This is a genomic window from Pseudomonas sp. SJZ078, assembly GCF_007828255.1.
Lineage (GTDB): Bacteria > Pseudomonadota > Gammaproteobacteria > Pseudomonadales > Pseudomonadaceae > Aquipseudomonas.
The window spans coordinates 42,317-65,080 of the sequence record NZ_VIUG01000019.1; the positions used below are offsets into that span (position 1 = coordinate 42,317).

The window sequence follows — 22,764 nt, forward strand, 5'->3', positions numbered from 1 at the left end:
CGCGAAGGCGGTGTGTCAGCCACACATTCATCAGCTGACACTCCCTCTTCGCGAGCAAGCCCGCTCCCACAGGGATTAGCGGAGTGTCAGGCAGTTACCACTCGGCAAAACTGCCATCGGCATGGCGCCAGATCGGATTGCGCCAGCGGTGGCCGACGGCGGCGCGTTCGATGACGTACTCCTCGTTGATCTCGATGCCCAGGCCCGGGCCGTTGGGGATCTTCACGAAGCCTTGGTCGTAGTCGAACACCCGCGCATCCTTGACGTAATCCAGCAGGTCGTTGCTCTCGTTGTAATGGATGCCCAGGCTCTGCTCCTGGATGAACGCGTTGTAGCAAGCCGCATCCAGTTGCAGGCACGCCGCCAGGGCGATCGGGCCCAGCGGGCAGTGCAGCGCCAGCGCCACATCATAGGCCTCGGCCATGTTCGCGATCTTGCGGGTTTCAGTGATGCCACCGGCGTGGGACGCATCCGGCTGGATGATGTCCACATAGCCTTCGCTGAGCACACGCTTGAAATCCCAGCGGGAAAACAGACGCTCGCCCAGGGCAATCGGCGTGCTGGTCAGCGGTGCCAACTCCTTGAGGGCTTCGTAGTTTTCGCTGAGCACCGGCTCTTCGATGAACATCAGTTTGTACGGGTCGAGTTCCTTCATCAGCACCTTGGCCATCGGTTTGTGAACCCGACCATGAAAGTCCACGCCGATGCCGACGTTCGGCCCTACCGCGTCCCGCACCGCTGCCACATTGGCGAGGGCCAGGTCGACTTTTTCGAAGGTGTCGAGAAATTGCAGCTCTTCAGTGCCGTTCATTTTCACTGCCGTGAAGCCCCGTCCTACGGCTTCTTTCGCTGCGCGAGCGGTGTCCGCCGGCCGGTCGCCGCCGATCCAGGAGTAGACACGAATCTTGTCGCGCACCTGGCCGCCTAGCAGGTCGCTGACCGACACGCCCAAGGCCTTGCCCTTGATGTCCCACAGCGCCTGGTCGATACCGGCCAGGGCGCTCATGTGCACGGCGCCACCGCGATAGAAGCCGCCGCGATACAGCACGGTCCAGATGTCTTCAATGTTGCGTGGGTCTTTGCCGATCAGGTAGTCGGACAACTCTTCGACCGCGGCCGCCACCGTATGGGCACGGCCCTCGACCACCGGCTCGCCCCAGCCGGTCACGCCCTCGTCGGTTTCGACCTTGAGGAAGCACCAGCGCGGTGGAACGATAAAGGTGGTCAGTTTGGTGATTTTCATCTTGTTGTCTCTCTTGTCAGATGCAGCGCACGGGCGCTGGAAAAGTCTTCAGTTCAAGGCATTCCATGCGGCCACGTAAGCCTTGGCGCGCACCGCGACTTCGTCAGCCGTCAGGCCCGGCTTGAACAAGCCGGAGCCCAGGCCGAATCCCTTGACGCCCGCCTCGAGGAACACCGCCATATTGTCCGGGGTGATCCCACCCACCGGCACCAGCACGGTCCCGGCCGGCAATACCGCAAGCCAGGCCTTGACCACCGCCGGGCCCATTTGCTCGGCAGGAAACAGCTTCAACACATGGGCGCCTTCGGCCAGCGCGGCAAATGCTTCGGTCGGCGTGGCGACGCCCGGCGAGAGGTAGAGCCCCGCCGCTTTTGCCGCCCGCAACACCTTCGGGTCGCTGTGGGGCATGACGATCACCTGGCCGCCGGCGGCTTTCACCTGCTCCACCTGCTCCGGCGTCAGCACGGTGCCGGCACCGATCAGGCAGTCGGCGGGCAAGGTATTGCGCAGGATGCGGATACTTTCGTACGGCTCGGGGGAATTGAGCGGTACTTCGATGACGCGAAATCCGGCGCTATACAGGACTTCGCCGATGGCTGCCGCCTCTTCGGGACGCAGACCGCGCAGGATCGCGATCAGCCCGTTGTGCGCCAGTGCTTGTGTGAGCATGTCAGACCTCCAGTCAGGTTTAACGCGATGCGCTGGATTCGAGCAGCCCGGCCGCCACGGCCAGTTGCCACAAACCTCGTTCGGTGGCCTGTTCGGCCAGGGTCACCCGGGCAAAGCCGCAGGCGTCGAGGGCCCGTTGATAACGGGCGCAGAGCTGGGAATTGCCAATCAACACCACCGTCGGCAAATGCACGCTGTTGCGCCGATGCCGTTGTGCGGCGGCCAGTGCCGTCAGCTCATGGCCGATCAACACACCAGAGAGATAGTCGGCTTGGGCGCTGGCGCCGAGCTCACCGGTCAACCCCAGGCTGCGAGCGCTGAACACGGTGGACAGTGGGCCAACCTGTCCGTCCGTCGACAGCGCCACCTGCACACCCCGTTCGAAGGCCACGCCGTCGAACGCGGCACCGCGCTGTTGGGTACGGCCGAGAATGCTGTGGTCGCTGAGCACGGCGAAGATTTCGCCGGTCATGAAGGTGTCGAAATGCACGATGCAGCCGTCGGCCACTTCCACCCACTTCGAGTGACTGCCGGGCAAGCCGATCAGCACCGCTTCGTTCGGCAAGCTGTGCAAGGCGCCGAGTACCTGGGTTTCTTCGCCGCGCATGACATTGGGTAACCGCGAGCGCTGGATCACCCCTGGCACGATATGCACATCGACACCGCGAAGGCTTCGAACGGTTTGTAGGGAATGTCCGAGATTGGCGACGTTCGCCGGTGTATCGCAGTAAGGCGCTTCGCACCAACCCTGGGCGCTGCCGACCATGCCGCAGGCAATGACGGGCAGGCCCGGCTGCGCGTCCAGCCAATCACCGCAGGCCTCGTCGAACGCCAGCTCGAAGCCGTCGGTACATTCCCGACCAGCCACGGTCCGCGGCCCAGAGGGCAATTGCATGATCCCCGACGACAGCGAGCGCTGTTCGAGCACCTCGCCTCCCGCGGCGAGTTTGTAAGCCCGTAGTGAGGTAGTCCCCCAATCGAGCGCGATCAATTGCGCCTGCATCCGCTTCACCTGTTCTGTTTTTTGGCAGTGAGTGGCACGGACTATAAACCTGAGCGCAGTTAAATCTCAATATATAAATATCACTCCCACATATTGGGACATTTACAAAGACTTCCGAAACCATCGCCATCCACCCACGACCCTGCTACGTTTCCTGTCCGGACGTCTTAACTCTCAAGGACAACGACATGGCACAACTGCTGAAAATCCTCGGCCGCACTTCCTCGATCAACGTCAGAAAAGTGCTGTGGACTTGCCGGGAACTGGACATTTCCTACGAACGCGAAGACTGGGGCATCGGCTTCCATTCAACCCGGGATCCAGCGTTCCTGGCGCTTAACCCCAATGCCCAGGTACCGGTGATCATCGATGAGAACGGTGTGCTCTGGGAGTCGAACACCATCTGCCGTTACCTGGTGGGCAAGCATGAACGCAGTGACCTGCTTGCCGTCGAACCTGCCGCACGGGCCCGGATCGAACAATGGATGGATTGGCAGGCGACAGAACTCAACCCGTCATGGGGCTATGCGTTTCACGCGCTGGTGCGCAAGAATCCGGATATGCAGGACCCCCAATCCATCGCCGCCGGCATCAAAGGCTGGAACGAAAAGATGGGGTTGCTGGAGCTGCAATTGAATCGCACCGGCGCCTACGTTGCGGGTGCGGATTTCTCTCTGGCGGACGTGCTCATCGGCCTGTCCGTGCACCGCTGGCGCCAGACGCCCATGGAACGGCCGGACTACCCAGCCGTGGCGGCGTACTGCAAGCGCCTGGAACAGCGGCCCGGATTTGCCGAATGGGCCTGCGCCGAACACGTCTGAGCCATCAGTTGCCTTGGGCGAAATCCCGTAGCACCTTGCCGTCCATCCGGTAGCGCACCCATTCTTCCTGGGGTTGCGCACCGAGGGATTTGTAGAACTCGATCGCCGGCGTGTTCCAGTCCAGGACGCTCCATTCGAAACGACCGCAATCGTTGTCGCAGGCGACCTTGGCCAGATGGCGCAACAACGTCTTGCCCGCTCCGCCGCCACGCTGTTCGGGCGTGATGTACAGGTCTTCGAGGTACAGGCAGTTGCTGCCCAACCAAGTGGAGTAGCTGAAGAAAAACACGGCGAAACCAATCGGTACGCCATCGCGAAGGCAGATCAGCCCATGGGCGGTCGCGCCTTCGCTGAACAGGCTGCGCTCGATGTCGGCCACACTGGCGATGACTTCGTGACGGGCCTTTTCGTAGTCGGCCAGCTCGGTGATGAAGGCAAGGATTTGAGGCGCATCGCTGGGTTGCGCAGGACGGATCTCGATCGACATGAACGGGCCTTGTAGCCAATTGAAAGCGCCATACTAAGCCGCTACGCGGCGCTCGTCACATTTCAATCCACATGATGACTGCTCCTGCGAAAGCACCATTCGTCGCAAACAAGGCACCAACCCCGATCCAGCGCGGCCCAAGATCAGGCAAGCATCTGAAAAATGGAGGCGACACCATGATCACTTCAAGGCTGACTGCGTTCACACTTGCTGCACTGCTGTCTTCCGTGGCCTTCGCGGCGTCCACCTCGGGTACCGGGCCGACCGACCCGGTGGAGGCACCCAATTCGCCGGCTACCCAGGGCATGCCCAAGTTGAACACCGACGGCACCGGCGGCGGCGCCTTGAACAATGGCCAGCCACCCGCCACTGGCACCGATCCCCGCGTGCAGGGTAATGATATGGGTCGTCAGGGTGGCATGAATACACCCGACTCCACAGCACCCGATAACGCCGGTACCGGCGTGGGCTCGAAAACCACCACCGGTGGTTCGGGCTCCGAAGGTGGCGCCAGCCAGTAGCCCCTGCTCACACACTTCAGGAGGAACTTCCCATGCCTCGTGGAAGCAAAGACAAATACACCGCCGAGCAAAAGCGCAAAGCCGAGCACATCGAAAAAAGCTACGAGAAGAAAGGCCTGTCCGAGGAGACGGCCGAAGCACGGGCTTGGGCGACGGTGAACAAACAGTCCGGCGGCGGCGAACGTTCCGGCGGTTCGGGGAAACATAAACCGGCCGCGGAAAAGAAAACCGACCGCAAGGAATCGGCCCGCCGTGCAGCCAAGACCCGGCAAGGTCATCCGCGCAGCAGCAAGGCTTCCCATGAAACCCAGACGGTCGACAGCCTGATGAAAGAAGCCCGGGCTAAAAACATTCCCGGGCGTTCGAAGATGCGCAAGCAGGAGTTGATCGAGGCGTTGCGCAAGGCAGCTTGATTGGCGGCGATCCGACGAAAGCGGTGGGTCAGCCAACAAAGATGTCGAATGTACCGCCGCTTTCGCGGGCAAGCCCGCTCCCACATTGATTCACGGCAGAACTCAGCGCTGTTTCATCCGGTCGATGACCACCGCCAGCAGCAGGATCGAACCGCGGATGACGTATTGGTAGAAGGTGTCGATGTTCTTCAGGTTCATCGCATTCTCGATGATCGCCAGAATCAGCACCCCGGCAATCACATGACGGATCATGCCGATCCCACCGCTCAACGAGACCCCACCCAGCACGCAGGCCGAGATCACTGTCAGTTCGAAGCCCTGGCCGATCATCGGTTGGCCGGAGGTCATGCGCGAGGCCAGGATCACCCCCGCCAACGCACCGATCACGCCATGCACGGCGAAGATGATGATCTTGGTGCGATCGACGTTCACCCCCGCCAGCAACGCGGCTTCCTGGTTACCACCGATGGCCATGGTGTTGCGCCCATAGGTGGTGTAGTTCAACAACCAACCAAAAAACAAAAAGCAGACGACAGTGATCAGGATCGGCACCGGCACACCGAACAACTGGCCGTTGCCGTACACGAAGAACGACTCCTGGGACACGCCCACCGCCTTGCCGTTGGCGAAGATGTAGGCCAGGCCGCGAACGATCTGCATGGTCGCCAGCGTGGTGATCAACGCATTGACCCGCAGCTTGGCAATCACGATGCCGTTGATCAGACCAACGATCAGCCCCATCACCAGCGCCGCGCTGACACCCAGGAACACGCTGTTGGTATCACGCATCACCACCGCCGCGACCACGCCGGCGCAGGCGATCACCGAGCCGACCGACAGGTCGAAATGCCCGGACGCCAGGCAATACAACATGGTGCAAGCCGCGATGCCGGTGGTTGAAATCGCCAGGCCCAGGCCTCGCATGTTCAATGGCGAGAGGAAGTTATCGATCAGCAGCGTGCAGAGCACGAAGATGCCGATGGCCGCCAGCAGCATGACCCAATCGTCGAGGAATCGACGCATGTCCAGGGGTTTGCGTGCCGTTGGCAGTGCATTGTTTTGAATGGTCATGATTTACCTCTCAGTTCGCCGCGTCGGCAACGCGTTGGCGTGGCAGCGCCAGTTGCAGCAGGTTGGATTCGTTGGCCTCGGCACGCGGCAGCTCGCCGCGCATGGCCCCTTCGCACAGCACCAGGATCCGGTCGGAAATGCCCATCACTTCCATCAGGTCGCTGGACACCACAATCACCGCGATGCCCTCGGCCGCCAGGTTGTGGATGATCTGGTAGATCTCAGCCTTGGCACCGATGTCGATGCCGCGGGTCGGCTCATCCAGCAACAGGACTTTCATCGGCATCGATAGCCAGCGACCGAGGATCGCCTTCTGCTGGTTGCCCCCGGACAGAAACATGATTTTCTGCCCAGCCGTCGGCGTCTTCACTTTCAACGCCTTGATCTGCTTGTCGGCGTTGCCTTTTTCCCAATCGCCGCGCAACAGGCAGCCGAGGGTGGAATGGGCACTGCGGGCACTGATGTTGATGTTCTCGCCGACGCTGCCCAGTGGGATGATGCCTTCTTTCTTGCGGTCTTCCGGGCAAAGCAGTACACCGGCGGCGATGGCATCCCGAGGCGAACGCAGTTTCAGCGCCTCACCATGCAGGACCATGCTGCCTTCGGTCTGGCGTTCCAGGCCGCTGAGCAATCGCAGCAACTCGGTACGTCCGGCCCCCACCAGCCCGAACAACCCGAGGATTTCACCTTTGTGCACCTGGAAACTCACCGGCTCACGCAGCCCCGGGCCGAGCAGGCGATCGACCTTAAGCGCCACTTCACCGCGCTCGCGGGCACGGTAATCGTAGATGTCCTGGATATCGCGACCGACCATGCAGGTGACCAACTGATCGTGGGTCAACTCGCTCATGTTTTCGAAGGTGCGCACGTAGCGGCCGTCCTTGAACACCGTCACCGCGTCGCAGATGCGGAACACCTCTTCCATACGGTGACTCACATACAGCACCACTTTGCCCTCGTCCCGCAGGCGGGCGATGATCGCCATCAAGCGATCGATTTCCCGTGCAGAAAGGCTGCTGGTGGGTTCATCGAAAGCGATCACATGGGCGCCTCGGGACAAGGCCTTGGCGATTTCCACCAGTTGACGCTGGCCGAGGGACAAGCGACCGACTTTTTCCTGGGGATCGATTTCGTCGGCCAGGCCCTTGAGCAGCGCCAGCGCCTGCTGGCGCAACACGCCACGATTGACCAGGCCGAAACGGGCCGGCAGGTGGCCCAGGAACAGATTTTCAGCCACCGTCATTTCCGGCACCAGGTGCAGCTCCTGGTGAATCACCGCCACGCCGCTGGCAATGCTGTCGGCCGTGCATTTGAAAGCCATCACCTGCTCGCCGATCTGCAGCTCGCCGCTGCTCGGAATGTAGGCCCCACCCAGAATCTTCAGCAACGTGGACTTGCCCGCGCCGTTTTCCCCCATCAAGGCATGAACCTGGCCTGGATGGGCAACAAAACTGATATTGGCCAACGCCTGTACGCCAGGAAAGACCTTGCCGATTCCGTTGAACCGCAAGCTGGTGCCGGTGTTGTGTTGTTGTGTCGCTGTTTGCGCTTGCATAACCACCTCGAACTCACAGAGATCAAGCGGCCCCAAGACACCAGGGCCGCTTTTGAATCAACCGGCCGTCAATTCCACAGGCCGATCTTTTCCAGCTCCTGCTTGAAGTTCTCCCGAGTGATCAGCGTCACTTCGTCCATCGCGGTGTACTTCGGTGGTTCCTTGCCGGTGGTGACCCACTCGAACATCATCTCGGCAGTCTTGTAACCTTCGATGTGCGGGCTAGGCAGCATCGAACCGAAGAAACCACTATGAGGTTTCTTCAGCTCGCCGATGGCGTCGGTGCCGTTGATGCCGATCCCGATCACATTGTCCGCCTTGAAGCCGGCGCTTTCAGTCGCACGCACGCCACCCAGCACGGTGTTGTCGTTCATGCCGCCGATGATCAGGTTCTTCGCGCCGCTGGGCAGTTTCACCAGGGCGGAGTTGGTGGAGTCCATGCTCCCCGGTACGTCGAGGGTCTTGAGCGCCGTGGTGAGAATGTGATCATCCGGCATACCGGCTTTCTTCAGGGCGTCCATCGAACCGTCGGTGCGTTTCTTGCCGGTGTCCAACTCGTTGAAGGTGTTGATCACAGCGTAGGTGTCTTTCCAGTCCCAGCCACGCTTCTTGGCTTCCGCGGCCATGGCGGCACCCTGCTTCTGGCCCACTTCGAACGCGGCCATGCCGAGGTACGGCACGTCTTCCATGAACTTGCCACTGGCATCGACGAAACGGTCATCGACAGCGATGACTTTCATGTCGTTGAGCTTGGCCTTGGCCATGATGGCAGGGCCCAGGGACACGTCCGGCGGGCAGATCACGAAGCCTTTGGCGCCGTTGGCCGCGAGGCTATCGATAGCCGAGAGGGTCTTCTCGCCATCGGGCACGGCGATCTTGATGACTTTGAAACCCTTGTCCTTGCCCGCTTTTTCAGCGAACGCCCATTCGGTCTGGAACCAGGGCTCCTCGGCCTGCTTGACCAGAAAACCGATCTTCACTTCTTCAGCCGCCAGCAAGGTACTGCTGAGACCAACCGCGGCAACTGCCAGGGCAACGCGGCACAGGGAACGGATCCCACGACGATGATTCATAGTTGACTCCTTGTTTTTTTTATTGAAAGCCAAACGTCCAGGGTCTGCTCCACCATCGGTGGCAAAGCGCAGGCTGGGCGGTCACAGCAAGTTGCTACAGCATAGATCCAAATAGTCATATCGTATGATGATTGAATTACAGGCAAAGTTTCAGACTGCAATCCCGGAATGTTCAGTCGTGGTACATGACCGAACGTCCACCATCAATGGTGATGCATGAAGCGTTGATGAAAGGTGCTTCATCACTGGCCAGGAACACGGCCGTCATTGCCACTTCGATCGGTTGCCCGATGCGCCGTGGCGGGTGCAGATCCAGCGCACGCTGGCGTTCGGCATGAGGATCGGCGAAGCCGTTCCAGTAGTCGACGTTCAGTTGGGTTTCGATATAGCCCGGTGCGATGGCGTTGACGCGTATGCCCTTGGGGGCGTATTCGATGCCCAGGGCACGAGTCAGGCCAAGCAAGCCATGCTTGGCCACCGGGTAAGGGAAACAGCCGGGAATGATGTGGGACGAATGGGTCGAAGCAATGTTGATGATGCTGCCCACGCCCTGCTCGATCATCTGCGGCAGCACAGCCTTGCAGCCGTACCAGGCACCGTCCAGATCAATGGCGAAGCAACGGCGCCAGTCTTCTTCGGTCATTTCCAAGGGATCGCGAAACACATTGACGCCGGCGCAGTTCACCAATACATCGATGCGGCCGTGCAATTCTACCGCACGGCGGGCCATGGCCTGCAGGTCCTGCGGGTTCGACACATCGGCTCGCAGCGCTTGCACGTCCACCCCGCGTTCACGCCAGGAAGCGGCAACCTGTTCGACCTTACTGGCCTGGATGTCGCTGATCACCAGTCGCGCCTGTTGTGCAGCGAACGCGGCGACGATGGCCTCGCCGATGCCTTGGGCGGCGCCAGTCAGCAGCACCACTTTGTTCTTCAGCCGCTCGCCCCTCGGTGGCTCGGGCACTGGCGGCAAGGAAAGCGCCTCAGCCATGGCTCAGGACTCCCCTGCCCAGAGCCACGACAAAAACCGGGCATCCAGGAATGACCGGCCGAAGGCACTGGGAGGACAGTGGGTCACGTACGTCGCCGGGGCGTACGGGAATGGATCGTTGCATCGCTTCACCTGTTTTGTTTTTTTAGTGTGAATGCATGTTGCTGATGGAGCCGACTATAAACCCGCCCCACCAACAATCTCAATATATATATTTACATCCCATATTATGGGATTTAACCCGCAAACCGCGTACAGCTCACACCTGGCACATCGACCCGCATGGACAGCACCGCGCCATCCAGCGGATGCGCCAACGGACTGGCCGCACTGGTGATGTACAGGGTCTTGAGATCCTCTCCCCCGAACACGCAACTGGTGGGGCGACTGACCGGCAACTCGATCACCCGGTCGACCTGGCCATCAGGGCTGATTCGCAGCAGGCAACTGCCATCCCAACGGGCGTTCCAGACATAGCCGCGGGCGTCCATCGCCGATCCGTCCGGCCCGCCACGCGAATGAGGGCCGAACCAGACTTCGGCGGGCGCCAGGCTGCCGTCGGGATGAATGAAATGCCGGTACAACGTGCCATCGAGGCTTTCACCGAAATACACCGTGGTACCGTCAGGGCTCCACAACAACGTGTTGGGAATGCCCCGCCCGCGCAGCAACGGCATGACCCGGCCATCGGCGCCCACGCGAAACAGCCCCCCCGAGCGGTGTTCCAGGGGCAGGTCCTCACCGTTTTCACCGATGTTGTTCTGCATGGTCCCGAGCCAGAGCTGGCCCAGGCCATCGCAACGGGCTTCGTTAGCACGGTTGCCGGGTTGGGGATCGGCCATGCACAGCAGCGTCAGACGGGGCTCCAGGCCCGGCGAATCCAGATCCAGCCGGTAGACACCGCTGCTCAGTGTCACCAGCGCATCCCCCCTCTGCGTCGGGATGAAGGCGGACACATGCTCGGGCATCTGCCAGATCTGCACATTGGCACCGATCAACCGCAGGGCCTGTTTGCCGGCGATGTCGACCCAATACAGCGCTTGGGTCGGCGCGTCCCAGAAGGGCCCCTCACCCAGTTTCGCCCGGTGCTCCGTTACCGCCTTCCACATCATTGAAACCTCCCGTTTCCGGCTTGCCCGGCAGTGTCTGTACGACCGGCCATCATGTCAGGGTAGAAGCGCTTGATGGCCAGGTCAGCGTTGTCGATCAGGGTCATGCAGGCCCAGACGCCCCGTGTCGCGTCACGGGACGCGATGGCTTCAGCGATGTCCTTGTGGATGGGCAAGGTACGGCGCAGCTCATCCGGATCGGCGGCCGATACCTCGAACGACACCGCCAGCAACGCCCCCAGGGCCGGGACCATTTGTTCTATGAATTGATTGTGGCTGGCGGCGAGGATGCACTCGTGGAAAAACTGGTCAGCCCGGTTGTAGTCGGCGCCGCTGTCCACCGCCCGCTCCAGCGCATGGTAGGCCAGGCGGATCGCCTGTACCTGCTCGACCGTCGCCCGCTCGCAGGCCCAGCGCACCGCCATGGGCTCGATGGTACGACGCAGGTCCAACAGGTCATCGACAAAGTTCTCTGGCAAACCGCTGCGTGACAGCCAGCCGACCACTTGTGGGTCGAACAGATTCCAACGCCGTACCGGCAACACCCGCGTCCCCACCTTCGGTCCGACCTCAAGCATGCCTTTGGCCACCAGGGTCTTGATCGCCTCGCGAATCACCGTGCGACTGACCCCCAACTGCTCCCCCAGGTCTGCCTCGACCTTGATGGTCTGTCCAGGTTTGACCTGGCCGGCGGCGATCCAACCGCCGAGCCAATCGACGGTCGATGCGTGAAAACTGCTGGACATGAAAACCCCGCGGGCCACTCTTATTGGTGGCTCACGCTAATCATCATATGATTGGCTGTCAATTGGAATCTTGCACAAACAATGTGGGAGCGGGCTTGCTCGCGAAGACGGTGGGTCAGTCAAATCAATGTTTGCTGATCTACCGCCTTCGCGAGCAAGCCCTCTCCCACAGGATTTACGGTTCCAGGCCTATCGGAAAAAACTCGCCCCCACTCCACACCCCCAGCCACCGCTGCCCGTCAATCTCACGGCTCACCGCCAGCTCCACCAACTGGTAGAACACATTTCGGTGAATCAGGGCTTCGAGGTTGCTGCGCACATGCACGTAGGGCGCCGGCTCCTGGGTGTGGGGATCGATCACCACCCGTAGCGGATGGTCGGGGCCGGCCTCGGTGGTTTCATCGACGTGAGTGGTGAAGCGCAATAACTGCCCTTCGCCATGGCCCTCGACCTCCAGGGTCACGGCCACGAACGGCGCATCGTCGACCTGGATGCCGACTTTTTCCACGGGGGTAATCAGGAAATAATCATCGCCGTCGCGGCGGATGATGGTGGAGAACAGCTTGACCATCGGCTTGCGTCCGATGGGCGTGCCCAAGTAGTACCAGGTGCCATCGCGGGCGATGCGCATGTCGATGTTGCCGCAGAAGTCGGGGTTCCATAAGTGGACCGGCGGCAGGCCTTTGGTCTTGGGGATCTGCCCCAGCAGGTCATTGGCTTTTTGCGGTCCGCTCATGGTGACTCCTTGTATTTACTCGTCGCTCATCCCCAGCAGGCTGCGGGCATATTCACGCAACGGCGTGGCGATGAGGTCTTGTGGCTGCTTGTCGTGCAACGTCAGTAAACCGCCACGACTCTTGATACGTGCAGTATCAATCAAATACTGGGTGCTGGTCTCGATCAACATGATCTGGATGACGCTGGTATCGACCCCCAGGCGATCCACGGCTTCTTCGTCCAGCCATTCGTCAGAATTGCCGATGCGGTTGTCAGCCTTGGCGAACCGGGTGTACAGCAAGTAATGAGCCCCCGCGGCACGGGCTTCGCCCATGGCCTGGTCCAGCCCTTCGGGAACACGGGCACGACGGACCATCGGGAAATATTCGATGAATCCGTTGAAGGCTTCTTCGGCCACGACATTGGGACGCGGGTAGGCGCCGCCCGGCGGTGCGAACGCGCCCTGGGCAATGTAGATGAACGAATCGGGCTGAATACGCAGGTTGTTCACACGGCGACTGTCGCTGTGATCCAGCAGACCGGCGTCGCTCATGTGATAACGAACGCCTTCTCCCATGTCGCTGACATTCATACAACCAGCCAGCGCCAAAACGGCCAGCAGCAAAACCAGGCTACGCATCCTACCCTCCAGAAACCGGTGTCGGAAAACCGGCGAATGGCCGTTGAATGCAGCTTTTGCGCCAGCTCAATGAATGGGGGTTTATTAACAGCTGGTGGCGAGGGGATTTAACGAAACGTCGCACCGCCCCGTTGGGGTGCGAAGCAGCCCCTCGAAGATGGTGCAGGTATGACTATCTTGGGGCCGCTACGCGACCCAGCGGGGATAAATCCCCTCGCCACAGAGAGGATCAGCCGCCGATGATCTTCATGATGGTCGCGCCGCCGGAAAACGCTACCTCTTGCTTGTCCCCCAAGGCCTTGACCAACAACCGCTGAAGGGCCGGCAGCGCCTCGTGACGGGGCTTGTCCAGCAGGTCGCCGATGAAGTGACGGTTGCTCGAGGAAAGGCAACCATGCAACCAGCCTGTGGAAGACAACCGCAACCGCGAGCAAGTACGGCAGAAAGGCACGCTTTCGTTGGCGATCACACCGAAATAACCCATTCCAGGGATCTCATAGCGCACCGCCGTCGCATCCACCGGCGCGTCGGCTTGCAGGTATTCGTACTGGTCGCCGATCAGGCTCAACAGTTGTTGCAAACTGACAAACTGCTGCAAGAACGCATTGGAATCCCGGGCCAGGTGCCCCATGCGCATCAATTCGATGAAGCGCAACTCATAGCCACGTGCCAGGCAATATTCCAGCAATGGCATGACCTGATCCAGATTCTGTCCGCGCAACGGCACCATATTGACCTTGATCTTCATGCCCGCCGCGTGGGCCTGGTCCATACCGTCGAGCACGGTTGCCAGATCGCCGCCACGGGCGATGCTGCGAAACGCGGCAGGGTCCAGGGTGTCGAGGGAAACGTTGATGCGGCGGATGCCTGCGTCCACCAGCAAAGGCAGCTTCTTCGCCAGCAACTGGCCGTTGGTGGTCAGACTGATGTCCTCCAGGCCCATTTGCCCCACCGCCGCCATGAAGCGTTCGAGCTTGGGACTGACCAGCGGCTCACCGCCGGTGATGCGCAGTCGTTCGATGCCGGCCGCTTCGATCAGGTAGGCCACGCCTCGCGCCATCGCTTCGGCCGACAGCTCATCCTGCGCCGCCACCAGGCGCTTGCCGTCGGGCACGCAATAGGTGCAGGCGTAATTGCAGGCGGAAGTCAGGCTGATCCGCAGATTGCGGAAACGCCTGCCCTGACGGTCAACGATCATGGATGACTCCGGCGAAAGAAAAATCGGCCCACGAAACTTGACCTAGAATTCAGGTTTTCGCAAGACCCAAGCCTGAGTATATTACTGGGGCACTGCGCCATGTAAGCGGACATGGCGCAATCAGACAGGTGAATGTCAGTTGTTCGTAACGTCTGTATCACGCTTGCGCTTGTTGCCCATGCGCACACCGATGTCCATCAGGAACTGGAAGAAACCTTCCTGATCCTCCAGCACGTTGCTCCAGAACGGCGAGTGGTACAACGCCACCGCACCATGCACCAACGCCCAGGCAGCGCAATAGTGAAAGTAAGGCGGTACGTCTTCGAGCTTGCCTTCGCTGATCCGGCCCTTGATCAGCAACGTCAGGCGCTCGAAGTTCGAAGCGCGGATCTTGTGAAGCTCCTCGACCATCTCCGGTACCTGGTTGCCCTTGACCACCTTCTCTTCCAGGCGGTCGAACAAGCGGTAGCGCTGGGGATCGCGCATGCGGAATTCGAAGTAGGCCCGGGACAGCGCCTCCTTGTCCTTGTCCACATCCGCCGAATGCAGCAATTCGTTCAAATCGCGCTCGTAATCGAGCATCAGGCGCAGGTAGATCTCCGCCTTGGATTTGAAGTGCTTATAGATCGTGCCTTTGCCGATACCCACGGCATCCGCAATCATCTCGACGGTAACGCTGTCTTCGCCCTGGTCGAGGAACAACTTGAGCGCGGTGTCGAGAATTTCCTGCTCGCGGCGGCGAAACTCACGGACCTTACGAGGTTCTTTGTGCATAAGAAAAAGGTCTGAAGGTCAAAATTCGAAGCCGGGTATTATGCCTAACTTACGCAAAAATGCACGGATCATCCGTCCCCGGCGGTAGTTCTTCCCAAAATCGTACAACATTGGCTCCCTGCGGCTTACGCCATCGCGTCGTCCCGGCAACCGGTGACGACAGTGAGAACCTATCCGAAGCGAGCGTATTCCAAATTTGTTTAAAAACCGCCCCGGGCAAACTGGACGCGCGGGTTTCCTGATCAATACTTGAACTGTCGGCGCGACATCTCCCCCAAGTGACGCGCCGATAAAGGTACCAAAGGACTGCGTGCCTTTGTTTTACTCCTAATGGTCTTAACCCGGATTCACCCCCCAGAACCCGGGTTTTTTTTGTTCGGAATTCAAGCCTGTAGCGACCGGGCATGAGCCAGGGGGAACAACCGCTTGAAGTTCTCGGTCGTCTGGTCAGCAAACCGCTCGTAGGATTCGCCCCGCAGCATGGCCAGGAACTCCGCCACTTCCCGTACATATTGCGGAAGATTCGGCTTGCCGCGATACGGGATCGGCGCCAGGTACGGCGAGTCGGTTTCCACCAGCAACCGGTCGGCCGGCACCCTGCTGGCAACGTCGCGCAGGGCATCGGCATTGCGGAACGTGACGATCCCGGACAGGGAAATGTAATAGCCCATGTCCAGCGCCGCCTTGGCCATGTCCCAGTCTTCGGTAAAACAGTGCAACACACCGGCCTGGGGCAGCGCGGCGTCGCGCAGCAAGGCCAGGGTGTCGGCTCGGGCGCCCCGGGTGTGGATGATCACCGGCTTGCCGGTCTGCTTCGCGGCTTCCAGGTGCAGGCGGAATGAAGCCTGCTGCACCTCGGCGGCTTCCGGCTCGTAGTGATAATCCAGGCCGGTTTCACCGATGGCGACAACTCGCGGATGGTCGAGCTCGCGCAACAGCCAGTCCAGGGCCGGCGTGGCATCGGGTTGGACATCCAGTGGATGGACGCCGACCGAACAATCGACGTCTTCATAACGCTCGGCCAGGACCTTGACGTCGGCGGCGTTGTCGGCGCTGACACCGATGCACAGGAAGTGTCCGACGCCCCGCTGGCGGGCGGCATCCAGCGCTGCATCCAGGGAACCGCCATGGGCGGCCAGGTCGAGACGATCGAGGTGACAATGGGAATCTACAAGCATAAAGGCTCGGGCTACATCGTATGGGTGGGACGGTCGGACTTCAGGGTTCCGGCCAGGTGGGTTTCGATCTGATTGCGGGCCGAGCTGTCGCCGTCATTGAACTGCACGCCGACGCCAGCCGCGCGGTTGCCCTGAGCGCCTTTGGGGGTCATCCAGATCACCTTGCCGGCGACCGGGATCTTCTCCGGTTCCTCCATCAAGCTCAACAGCATGAACACCTCATCTCCCAGCCGATAATGTTTGTTGGTGGGGATGAACAGGCCGCCATTCTTGATAAAAGGCATATAGGCGGCATAAAGCACCGACTTGTCCTTGATGGCCAGGGACAGGATGCCGTTGCGCGGTCCGGGACTGACAGGTTCGTTCATGCTGATCTCCGCTGCGAATTGAACAGAGTCTAGGAGCCTTGGCGACGTCTGTCAGTTACGCCCGGGCAAGCTCGCCCACTGCACCAACAGCGCTTCGAGCAACAACACCCGGTTGAGGTTCGCCTTGCCCAGCACCTTCTGACGTTGGGCAAGCAACCAGTCCTGAATGTTCAAGATTTTGTCCTGGCTGCTTTTTTGCGCCAGGTACTGAATCACCTTGCGCATGTCCGCCAGCCCCAAGCCCGCCTCATCTTCGGTGAGCTGATAGCGCAGGATCAGGCTCGACCAGTCGCAGAACCAATCAAACAGCAACAGCAACGGGATGGCGTTCCAGCCCTCGGCCAATTGCGTGGGCGATTGCTGCTGCTTGAGCAGCTTCTTCACCCCGTCCACCACCAGCGCCCGCTGCTCGCGCACACCCTGGGCCTGAAGATTGACGGCCGCCAGGGGCGAACCGGCGGCGAGGGTCAGCAATTCGGCACGCTCGTCATCGGTGCTGTCGGGCAAGGCCTGGGCCAGCCATTGCAAACTCATCGCCTCGCTCGGCAACGGGCAGGCCTGTTGCACGCAACGGCTCTTGATGGTCGGCAGCAAGCGGCTCGGCTGATGACTGACCAGCAAGAGTACCGTATCGCCGGAAGGCTCCTCGAGGCTCTTGAGCAAGGCGTTGGCGGCATTGATGTTCATCGACTCGACCGGCTCGATCAGCACCACCTTGCGTCCGCCCAGTTGCGAGGTCTGGACGACGAAGCTGACCAGGTCACGGACCTGATCCACCTTGATCGCCTTGTCCGCCTCCTCCGGCTCCAGCACGTAATTATCCGGATGGCTGCCAGCCTTGAGCAGCAGGCAGGACTTGCACTCGCCACAGGCGTTCGAGGGCCCCGGACGCTGGCACAGCAAGCTGGCCATCAGGCGTTCGGCCAGCGCTCGCTTGCCGATCCCGACCGGGCCATGCAGCAGGTACGCGTGAGCATGCTGGGCACGGCCGGCCAGTTGTTGCCAGAGACCGTCCTGCCAGGGATAGGCTTCAGCCACGGACACGCTCCAGCAAACCTGGCAACAGGCCGTCCAGCGATTGCTGGACCTGCGTCAACGGCAGAGCAGCATCGATCAACAGGTAACGCGCCGGATCGGCCTTGGCACGGTTCAGGAAGGCGTTGCGCACCGCATTGAAGAATGTCTCGCCTTCAAGCTCAAAACGATCCAGCCGACCACGGGCGCTGGCACGGGCCAGACCGATTTCCACCGGCAGGTCGAACACCAGCGTCAGGTCCGGGCGCAGGTCACCCTGGACAAAGGTTTCCAGCGCCGCGATGCGTTCCAGGGACAAACCCCGGCCGCCGCCTTGATAGGCGTAGGTAGAATCGGTAAAGCGATCGCAAAGTACCACTGCGCCACGGGCCAAGGCCGGACGAATCACCTCCGCCAGGTGTTGTGCCCGGGCGGCGAACACCAGCAACAGTTCGGTGTCGGGGCTCATCACTTCTTCAGCCGGCGCCAGCAGCACCTCGCGGATCCGCTCCGCCAGCGGCGTACCGCCCGGCTCGCGAGTCAGCACCACTTCAATCCCCGATGCCCGAAGGCGTTCGGCCAGGAATTCGCGGTTGGTGCTCTTGCCGGCGCCCTCCGGGCCCTCCAGCGTTATAAACAAGCCAGTCACGGGCAGTCCTTAATCAGAGTCATTGCGGGCTCGGGAGCTCGTCAGCATTCGGTTCGGGAGCGGGCTTCTCGGGTTGCACCTGGGGCAGGGCTTCGGGAGCCGTATCGGGCGAGGCAGCGGGAATCGGCGCCGAGTCGTCCAGCGTAGCCGGAGCCGGGCTGGAGCGATAGTCGGCGCGACGCTTGAGCTGGTATTCGCGCACTGCGTTGTTGTGCTCATCCAGGTTGTCGGAAAACACGTGGCTGCCATCCCCGCGCGCAACAAAGTACAGGCTGTTGCCCGAAGCCGGGTTCAACGCGGCGTGAATCGCCTCGCGCCCCACCATCGCAATCGGCGTCGGCGGTAGCCCAGGGACCATGTAGGTGTTGTAGGGATTCTCTTCTTTCAAATGGGCGCGGGTGAGTTTGCCGGTGTAGCGTTCACCCAGGCCGTAGATCACCGTGGGGTCGGTCTGCAACAGCATGCCCATGCGCAGGCGACGCACGAACACACCGGCGATCTGACTGCGTTCCTGCGGTACACCGGTTTCCTTTTCCACCAGGGAGGCCATGATCAGCGCCTGGTAGGGCTGGGTGTAAGGCACATCGGCAGCACGCTCGGCCCATTCCTTGGCCAGCACGTCTTCAAGCCGACCATAGGCCTTGTTCAGCAGATCGACGTCAGACGTCCCGCGCACGAAGCGATAGGTATCCGGGAAAAACCGTCCTTCGGGGAATACACCGGAATGGCCCAGCCGATCCATCACCTCGCTGTCGCTGAGGCCAGTGAGGGTCTGCTGGAGTTTTTCATCCTTGGCCAGCGCCGCACGGACCTGGCGGAAATTCCAGCCTTCCACCAGCGTCACGCTGTACTGCACCACCTCGCCGCGTTTCCATACGCCGATCAGGTTTTCCATGGTCATGCCCGGCACCATCCGGTACTCACCGGAATGCAGGGGCTGGCCGGCGAGATTGAAGCGCCAATACACTCTCAGCCAGAACGCGTCCCTGATCAGGCCGTCGGCCTCGAGGCGATAGAGGGTCTTGGTCGGAGTGGTCCCGTTGGGAATCTCCAGCAGTTCTTCCTGGGTGATGTTCAACGGCTGTTGCAATGCCGAATGAATTTTCCAGGCCGAAGCGCCCCACAGCAGCCCTGCCAGAACCAGGCCGGTTTCCAGCAACAGCAAGAATTTACGTCTCACGAATCAAACATCCAATAACGCGCGGGCAAGGGTCTGCAGTTTACGGGTGAGCGGCCCGGCCGACCAGCGCATCGAACCGCATGCGCGTACCGGCCACACGCCATACACGCTGTTGCAGACAAAGACCTCATCGGCCTGCTGCAGCTGCTCGAGGCGGATATCGGTCACTTGCGTGGCGATGCCCTGTGACTCGGCCTGAAACAATAATTCGGCACGCATCACGCCAGCCACGCCGCACCGGCTCAGGTCAGCCGTTATCAACACGTCATCGCGCACGATAAACAGGTTGCTGAAGACCCCTTCGATCACCCGCCCGGACGTATCCAGCATCAGGCCTTCGGCGTGCTCCGAATCGCTCCACTCGGCGCGAGCCATGACCTGTTCAAGACGATTGAGGTGTTTGAGGCCCGCCAGCAACGGCTGCTCGGACAAGCGAGTGGCACAAGGAAACAGGGCAACGCCCTGCTCGGCATGGGCAGCAGGGTAGGCAGCCGGCGGATTCCCTTGCAGGATGCGCCGCACCCGAGCCGAGGGGGCGGCGGCGTAGCCGCGCAAGCTGTCGCCACGGGTCACGATCAGCTTCAGCACGCCGTCACCCAGGCGTTGCGCGTAGGCGTTCAGTTCCGCGCGCAATGCGCCGTTGTCGAGATTGAGCGCCAACCGCTGGCAACCCAGCTCGAGCCGCCGCAGATGACGTTCCAGCAACACCGGTTCGCCATTGCGCACGGCGATGGTTTCGAACAACCCATCGCCATAGGCCAGGCCGCGATCCTTCAGTGACAGAACGTCAGCCGGCTGACCGTCGACCCAGCTTTCCATCAACCGGCAAACCGGCGGAACACCAGCGAGCCGTTGGTGCCGCCAAAGCCGAAGGAGTTGGACAGCACCACATCGATGTCCATGCCCCGGGCGGTGTGCGGAACGAAGTCCAGGTCGCAACCTTCGTCCGGCTCGTCGAGGTTGATGGTCGGCGGCGCAACCTGGCTGTTGATCGCCAGCACGCTGAAGATCGCTTCCACCGCGCCCGCGGCGCCCAGCAGGTGACCGGTCATCGACTTGGTCGAGCTGACAGCCAGTTTGTAGGCATGTTCGCCGAACACGGTCTTGATCGCCTGGGCTTCGGCGAGGTCGCCGGCCGGGGTCGAAGTGCCATGGGCGTTGATGTATTGCACTTGCTCGCTGTTGACCTTGGCGTCACGCAGGGCATTGGCGATGCAGCGGGCAGCACCGGCGCCATCGGCCGGCGGTGAAGTCATGTGATACGCATCACCGCTGGTACCAAAGCCAACCAGTTCGGCATAGATGGTCGCGCCACGTGCCTTGGCATGCTCCAGCTCCTCGAGTACCAGCGCACCGGCACCGTCGGACAGCACGAAGCCATCGCGCCCCTTGTCCCAAGGCCGGCTGGCACGGGTCGGCTCGTCGTTGCGGGTCGACAGGGCACGGGAAGCCCCAAAGCCGCCCATACCGAGGCCACACGCCGCCATCTCGGCGCCGCCGGCGATCATCACGTCGGCTTCGTCGTACATGATGTTGCGCGCCGCCATGCCGATGCAGTGGGTACCCGTGGTACATGCCGTGGCAATGGCGTAGTTGGGTCCCTGTGCCCCCAGGTGGATGGACAGGAAACCGGAAATCATATTGATGATCGAGCCCGGCACGAAGAATGGAGAAATCCGTCGCGGTCCCGAATCGTGCAGCGTGCGGCTGGTTTCTTCGATATTGGTCAAGCCGCCAATACCCGATCCCATGGCCACGCCGATGCGTTCACGGTTGGCATCGGTGACTTCCAGGCCGGCGTTACGCACCGCCTGAAAACCAGCAGCCAAGCCGTACTGGATGAACAGGTCGAGCTTGCGGGCTTCCTTGACCGACAGATATTCCTCGACATTGAAGCCCTTTACCGAGCCGCCAAAACGGGTGGAATAGGCAGAAAGGTCGGTGTGTTCGATCAGACCAATGCCACTACGGCCAGCCAGAATGCCCTGCCAACTGCTCGGCACATCCGTGCCCAGTGGCGACAACATACCCATACCGGTGACTACGACGCGTCTACGCGACACAGCACTCTCCTTTTTCTAATGACGACTTTTCATCAGACCTAAAGAAAAAACCGCACGCCGTGACGGCAGTGCGGTTTTTCCATGACAGCAAGCAACGACTGGAAACAATCAGCCTTGGTGCTTGTTTACGTAGTCGATAGCCAGCTGAACAGTAGTGATTTTTTCAGCTTCTTCGTCAGGGATTTCGGTCTCGAATTCCTCTTCCAGAGCCATCACCAGCTCAACGGTGTCAAGGGAGTCGGCACCCAGGTCTTCAACGAAAGATGCTTCATTCTTGACTTCATCTTCCTTAACGCCCAGTTGCTCGGCAACGATTTTCTTGACGCGCTCTTCGATGGTGCTCATACCTTGTTTTCACTCCTAATGGACAATTCAGGCAACTGGCCGGTGGGTAAGTGTATAGAAAGGCTTTTCGATTTTTCAACCGAAAGCTTTCCCTTCGAACCCTGACGGCCCGCTGTCTATAAATAAGTTGCAGCTTTATAACGGATTTTAGACAGCTCGTATGACATTTTTTTGAAGCAATCCGTCACATTTAACTCATGTACATCCCGCCGTTCACCGGGATTGTAGCCCCAGTCACGTATGCCGCAGCGTCGGATGCAAGAAAAGCGACCACGGACGCGATCTCTTCAGCCTGCCCCAGGCGCCCCAGCGGAATTTGTGTCAACAAGGCCTCACGCTGTGCTTCCGGCAATTCGCGGGTCATGTCGGTGTCGATGAAACCCGGTGCGACCGAGTTTACCGTAATCGAGCGCGAACCCACTTCACGCGCCAGTGCACGGCTGAAACCTTCCAGACCGGCCTTGGCCGCAGCATAGTTTACTTGGCCGGCGTTGCCCATGGCACCCACAACCGAACCGATGCTGATGATCCGGCCCCAACGGGCCTTGGTCATGCCGCGCAGGACGCCCTTGGACAGCCGGTACAGACTGTTCAGGTTGGTGTCGACCACGTCGAACCATTCATCATCTTTCATGCGCATCATGAGGTTATCACGAGTGATACCGGCATTATTGACCAGGATAGCCGGGACACCGAACTGCTCCTGGATGCTGGCCAATACCGCCGCAACGGACTCGTCGCTGGTGACGTTCAGCTCAAGACCCGTGCCTTGAATACCGTTTTCCTTCAGGGTCGCGGCGATACGCTCGGCGCCCGAAGCGGAAGTCGCGGTGCCGACAACGATGGCGCCTTGACGGCCCAGTTCCAGGGCAATGGCCTGGCCGATGCCGCGGCTTGCACCGGTCACCAGTGCAACTTTACCTTGCAGACTCATGC

At 60.7% G+C, this 22,764-nt stretch carries 26 protein-coding genes; 3 read left to right on the forward strand and 23 right to left on the reverse strand.

The genetic code is table 11. From position 1 onward, the window contains the following. Positions 1 to 94: 94 nt before the first annotated feature. From dgoD to FBY02_RS17400, 3 genes are read right to left on the reverse strand one after another with little or no spacing between them, the layout of a single operon-like run. Complete coding sequence (dgoD, locus tag FBY02_RS17390) at positions 95 to 1,243, reverse strand: galactonate dehydratase (RefSeq protein ID WP_041020447.1); 1,149 nt, start codon at positions 1,241 to 1,243, stop codon at positions 95 to 97. Positions 1,244 to 1,291: 48 nt separating this feature from the next. Next, the gene (locus FBY02_RS17395) at positions 1,292 to 1,912 is read right to left on the reverse strand and encodes a 2-dehydro-3-deoxy-6-phosphogalactonate aldolase (RefSeq protein WP_144929501.1); all 621 of its coding nucleotides are present in this window, start codon (positions 1,910 to 1,912) and stop codon (positions 1,292 to 1,294) included. 19 nt (positions 1,913 to 1,931) lie between these two features. Continuing rightward, positions 1,932 to 2,915, reverse strand: coding sequence for a 2-dehydro-3-deoxygalactonokinase (locus tag FBY02_RS17400; protein ID WP_144929502.1), 984 nt, complete (start codon positions 2,913 to 2,915; stop codon positions 1,932 to 1,934). A gap of 188 nt (positions 2,916 to 3,103) precedes the next feature. Here FBY02_RS17400 and FBY02_RS17405 point away from each other — a divergent pair, with 188 nt between their 5' ends. Then, positions 3,104 to 3,736, forward strand: coding sequence for a glutathione S-transferase family protein (locus FBY02_RS17405; protein ID WP_144929503.1), 633 nt, complete (start codon positions 3,104 to 3,106; stop codon positions 3,734 to 3,736). Positions 3,737 to 3,740: 4 nt separating this feature from the next. Here the strand turns inward: FBY02_RS17405 and FBY02_RS17410 are convergent, their stop codons facing one another. Continuing rightward, complete coding sequence (locus FBY02_RS17410; RefSeq protein ID WP_003179435.1) at positions 3,741 to 4,223, reverse strand: GNAT family N-acetyltransferase; 483 nt, start codon at positions 4,221 to 4,223, stop codon at positions 3,741 to 3,743. A 176-nt stretch (positions 4,224 to 4,399) separates the two neighbouring features. Between FBY02_RS17410 and FBY02_RS17415 the strand changes: the two genes are divergently transcribed. Both FBY02_RS17415 and FBY02_RS17420 read left to right on the forward strand, forming a co-directional pair. Next, on the forward strand, positions 4,400 to 4,744 hold the full coding sequence (locus FBY02_RS17415; RefSeq protein WP_144929504.1) for a hypothetical protein: 345 nt from the start codon (positions 4,400 to 4,402) through the stop codon (positions 4,742 to 4,744). Between the two features lie 32 nt (positions 4,745 to 4,776). After that, positions 4,777 to 5,157, forward strand: a complete 381-nt coding sequence (locus FBY02_RS17420) for a Rho termination factor N-terminal domain-containing protein (protein ID WP_144929505.1) — start codon at positions 4,777 to 4,779, stop codon at positions 5,155 to 5,157. Positions 5,158 to 5,259: 102 nt separating this feature from the next. Here FBY02_RS17420 and araH read toward each other — a convergent pair whose 3' ends face one another. The 19 genes from araH to fabG all read right to left on the reverse strand — a co-directional run bounded on the left by araH (position 5,260) and on the right by fabG (position 22,762). Continuing rightward, positions 5,260 to 6,228: an L-arabinose ABC transporter permease AraH gene (gene araH, locus FBY02_RS17425; protein WP_144929506.1), complete on the reverse strand. Its 969-nt coding sequence runs from the start codon at positions 6,226 to 6,228 to the stop codon at positions 5,260 to 5,262. A gap of 10 nt (positions 6,229 to 6,238) precedes the next feature. Next, positions 6,239 to 7,783 carry an L-arabinose ABC transporter ATP-binding protein AraG gene (araG, locus tag FBY02_RS17430; protein ID WP_144929507.1) on the reverse strand — a complete coding sequence of 515 codons (1,545 nt, stop codon included), beginning with the start codon at positions 7,781 to 7,783 and terminating at the stop codon, positions 6,239 to 6,241. Positions 7,784 to 7,851: 68 nt separating this feature from the next. Beyond that, the gene (locus tag FBY02_RS17435; RefSeq protein ID WP_144929508.1) at positions 7,852 to 8,856 is read right to left on the reverse strand and encodes a substrate-binding domain-containing protein; all 1,005 of its coding nucleotides are present in this window, start codon (positions 8,854 to 8,856) and stop codon (positions 7,852 to 7,854) included. Between the two features lie 172 nt (positions 8,857 to 9,028). Next, a complete protein-coding gene (locus FBY02_RS17440; RefSeq protein ID WP_144929509.1) occupies positions 9,029 to 9,847 on the reverse strand; it encodes an SDR family oxidoreductase in 819 nt (272 codons plus the stop codon). 236 nt (positions 9,848 to 10,083) lie between these two features. Beyond that, positions 10,084 to 10,959: an SMP-30/gluconolactonase/LRE family protein gene (locus FBY02_RS17445; RefSeq protein WP_144929510.1), complete on the reverse strand. Its 876-nt coding sequence runs from the start codon at positions 10,957 to 10,959 to the stop codon at positions 10,084 to 10,086. After that, a complete protein-coding gene (locus FBY02_RS17450) occupies positions 10,956 to 11,702 on the reverse strand; it encodes a FadR/GntR family transcriptional regulator (protein ID WP_144929511.1) in 747 nt (248 codons plus the stop codon). The genes FBY02_RS17445 and FBY02_RS17450 overlap by 4 nt, the downstream gene beginning before the upstream one ends. Positions 11,703 to 11,877: 175 nt before the next feature. Beyond that, entirely contained in the window at positions 11,878 to 12,438 is a 561-nt protein-coding gene (locus FBY02_RS17455) for a DUF1285 domain-containing protein (protein ID WP_144929512.1), read from the reverse strand. Positions 12,439 to 12,453: 15 nt separating this feature from the next. After that, positions 12,454 to 13,059, reverse strand: coding sequence for a DUF4823 domain-containing protein (locus FBY02_RS17460; protein WP_041020461.1), 606 nt, complete (start codon positions 13,057 to 13,059; stop codon positions 12,454 to 12,456). A gap of 229 nt (positions 13,060 to 13,288) precedes the next feature. Further along, complete coding sequence (locus FBY02_RS17465) at positions 13,289 to 14,257, reverse strand: GTP 3',8-cyclase MoaA (protein WP_144929513.1); 969 nt, start codon at positions 14,255 to 14,257, stop codon at positions 13,289 to 13,291. Between the two features lie 135 nt (positions 14,258 to 14,392). Continuing rightward, on the reverse strand, positions 14,393 to 15,031 hold the full coding sequence (locus tag FBY02_RS17470) for a TetR/AcrR family transcriptional regulator (protein ID WP_144929514.1): 639 nt from the start codon (positions 15,029 to 15,031) through the stop codon (positions 14,393 to 14,395). 383 nt (positions 15,032 to 15,414) lie between these two features. Then, on the reverse strand, positions 15,415 to 16,209 hold the full coding sequence (locus FBY02_RS17475; protein WP_144929515.1) for a TatD family hydrolase: 795 nt from the start codon (positions 16,207 to 16,209) through the stop codon (positions 15,415 to 15,417). Positions 16,210 to 16,220: 11 nt separating this feature from the next. Then, a complete protein-coding gene (locus FBY02_RS17480; protein WP_144929516.1) occupies positions 16,221 to 16,577 on the reverse strand; it encodes a PilZ domain-containing protein in 357 nt (118 codons plus the stop codon). Positions 16,578 to 16,628: 51 nt separating this feature from the next. Further along, the gene (locus FBY02_RS17485; RefSeq protein ID WP_144929517.1) at positions 16,629 to 17,615 is read right to left on the reverse strand and encodes a DNA polymerase III subunit delta'; all 987 of its coding nucleotides are present in this window, start codon (positions 17,613 to 17,615) and stop codon (positions 16,629 to 16,631) included. Next, on the reverse strand, positions 17,608 to 18,240 hold the full coding sequence (gene tmk / locus FBY02_RS17490; RefSeq protein WP_144929518.1) for a dTMP kinase: 633 nt from the start codon (positions 18,238 to 18,240) through the stop codon (positions 17,608 to 17,610). Before tmk ends, FBY02_RS17485 begins: the two co-directional genes overlap by 8 nt. Before the next feature lie 19 nt (positions 18,241 to 18,259). Further along, positions 18,260 to 19,420: an endolytic transglycosylase MltG gene (mltG, locus tag FBY02_RS17495; RefSeq protein ID WP_144929519.1), complete on the reverse strand. Its 1,161-nt coding sequence runs from the start codon at positions 19,418 to 19,420 to the stop codon at positions 18,260 to 18,262. Positions 19,421 to 19,423: 3 nt separating this feature from the next. Then, complete coding sequence (gene pabC, locus FBY02_RS17500; protein ID WP_144929520.1) at positions 19,424 to 20,239, reverse strand: aminodeoxychorismate lyase; 816 nt, start codon at positions 20,237 to 20,239, stop codon at positions 19,424 to 19,426. Further along, positions 20,239 to 21,483: a beta-ketoacyl-ACP synthase II gene (fabF, locus tag FBY02_RS17505; protein ID WP_047699099.1), complete on the reverse strand. Its 1,245-nt coding sequence runs from the start codon at positions 21,481 to 21,483 to the stop codon at positions 20,239 to 20,241. The genes pabC and fabF overlap by 1 nt, the downstream gene beginning before the upstream one ends. Before the next feature lie 108 nt (positions 21,484 to 21,591). Next, positions 21,592 to 21,828 carry an acyl carrier protein gene (gene acpP / locus FBY02_RS17510; protein WP_047699097.1) on the reverse strand — a complete coding sequence of 79 codons (237 nt, stop codon included), beginning with the start codon at positions 21,826 to 21,828 and terminating at the stop codon, positions 21,592 to 21,594. A gap of 190 nt (positions 21,829 to 22,018) precedes the next feature. Beyond that, on the reverse strand, positions 22,019 to 22,762 hold the full coding sequence (fabG, locus tag FBY02_RS17515; RefSeq protein WP_047699095.1) for a 3-oxoacyl-ACP reductase FabG: 744 nt from the start codon (positions 22,760 to 22,762) through the stop codon (positions 22,019 to 22,021). Between the last annotated feature and the right edge of the window lie 2 nt (positions 22,763 to 22,764).

What these genes read in the sequence shown, in the direction of transcription:
- araH (WP_144929506.1), bottom strand. Translation starts at nt 6,228, where the DNA reads ATGACCATTCAAAACAATGCACTGCCAACGGCACGCAAACCCCTGGAC.
- dgoD (WP_041020447.1), bottom strand. Translation starts at nt 1,243, where the DNA reads ATGAAAATCACCAAACTGACCACCTTTATCGTTCCACCGCGCTGGTGC.
- FBY02_RS17400 (WP_144929502.1), bottom strand. Translation starts at nt 2,915, where the DNA reads ATGCAGGCGCAATTGATCGCGCTCGATTGGGGGACTACCTCACTACGG.
- FBY02_RS17460 (WP_041020461.1), bottom strand. Translation starts at nt 13,059, where the DNA reads ATGCGTAGCCTGGTTTTGCTGCTGGCCGTTTTGGCGCTGGCTGGTTGT.
- acpP (WP_047699097.1), bottom strand. Translation starts at nt 21,828, where the DNA reads ATGAGCACCATCGAAGAGCGCGTCAAGAAAATCGTTGCCGAGCAACTG.
- FBY02_RS17395 (WP_144929501.1), bottom strand. Translation starts at nt 1,912, where the DNA reads ATGCTCACACAAGCACTGGCGCACAACGGGCTGATCGCGATCCTGCGC.
- FBY02_RS17445 (WP_144929510.1), bottom strand. Translation starts at nt 10,959, where the DNA reads ATGATGTGGAAGGCGGTAACGGAGCACCGGGCGAAACTGGGTGAGGGG.
- FBY02_RS17420 (WP_144929505.1), top strand. Translation starts at nt 4,777, where the DNA reads ATGCCTCGTGGAAGCAAAGACAAATACACCGCCGAGCAAAAGCGCAAA.
- FBY02_RS17480 (WP_144929516.1), bottom strand. Translation starts at nt 16,577, where the DNA reads ATGAACGAACCTGTCAGTCCCGGACCGCGCAACGGCATCCTGTCCCTG.
- FBY02_RS17410 (WP_003179435.1), bottom strand. Translation starts at nt 4,223, where the DNA reads ATGTCGATCGAGATCCGTCCTGCGCAACCCAGCGATGCGCCTCAAATC.
- FBY02_RS17450 (WP_144929511.1), bottom strand. Translation starts at nt 11,702, where the DNA reads ATGTCCAGCAGTTTTCACGCATCGACCGTCGATTGGCTCGGCGGTTGG.
- FBY02_RS17415 (WP_144929504.1), top strand. Translation starts at nt 4,400, where the DNA reads ATGATCACTTCAAGGCTGACTGCGTTCACACTTGCTGCACTGCTGTCT.
- araG (WP_144929507.1), bottom strand. Translation starts at nt 7,783, where the DNA reads ATGCAAGCGCAAACAGCGACACAACAACACAACACCGGCACCAGCTTG.
- FBY02_RS17440 (WP_144929509.1), bottom strand. Translation starts at nt 9,847, where the DNA reads ATGGCTGAGGCGCTTTCCTTGCCGCCAGTGCCCGAGCCACCGAGGGGC.
- pabC (WP_144929520.1), bottom strand. Translation starts at nt 20,239, where the DNA reads ATGGAAAGCTGGGTCGACGGTCAGCCGGCTGACGTTCTGTCACTGAAG.
- FBY02_RS17455 (WP_144929512.1), bottom strand. Translation starts at nt 12,438, where the DNA reads ATGAGCGGACCGCAAAAAGCCAATGACCTGCTGGGGCAGATCCCCAAG.
- fabG (WP_047699095.1), bottom strand. Translation starts at nt 22,762, where the DNA reads ATGAGTCTGCAAGGTAAAGTTGCACTGGTGACCGGTGCAAGCCGCGGC.
- FBY02_RS17475 (WP_144929515.1), bottom strand. Translation starts at nt 16,209, where the DNA reads ATGCTTGTAGATTCCCATTGTCACCTCGATCGTCTCGACCTGGCCGCC.
- FBY02_RS17465 (WP_144929513.1), bottom strand. Translation starts at nt 14,257, where the DNA reads ATGATCGTTGACCGTCAGGGCAGGCGTTTCCGCAATCTGCGGATCAGC.
- FBY02_RS17435 (WP_144929508.1), bottom strand. Translation starts at nt 8,856, where the DNA reads ATGAATCATCGTCGTGGGATCCGTTCCCTGTGCCGCGTTGCCCTGGCA.
- FBY02_RS17405 (WP_144929503.1), top strand. Translation starts at nt 3,104, where the DNA reads ATGGCACAACTGCTGAAAATCCTCGGCCGCACTTCCTCGATCAACGTC.
- FBY02_RS17470 (WP_144929514.1), bottom strand. Translation starts at nt 15,031, where the DNA reads ATGCACAAAGAACCTCGTAAGGTCCGTGAGTTTCGCCGCCGCGAGCAG.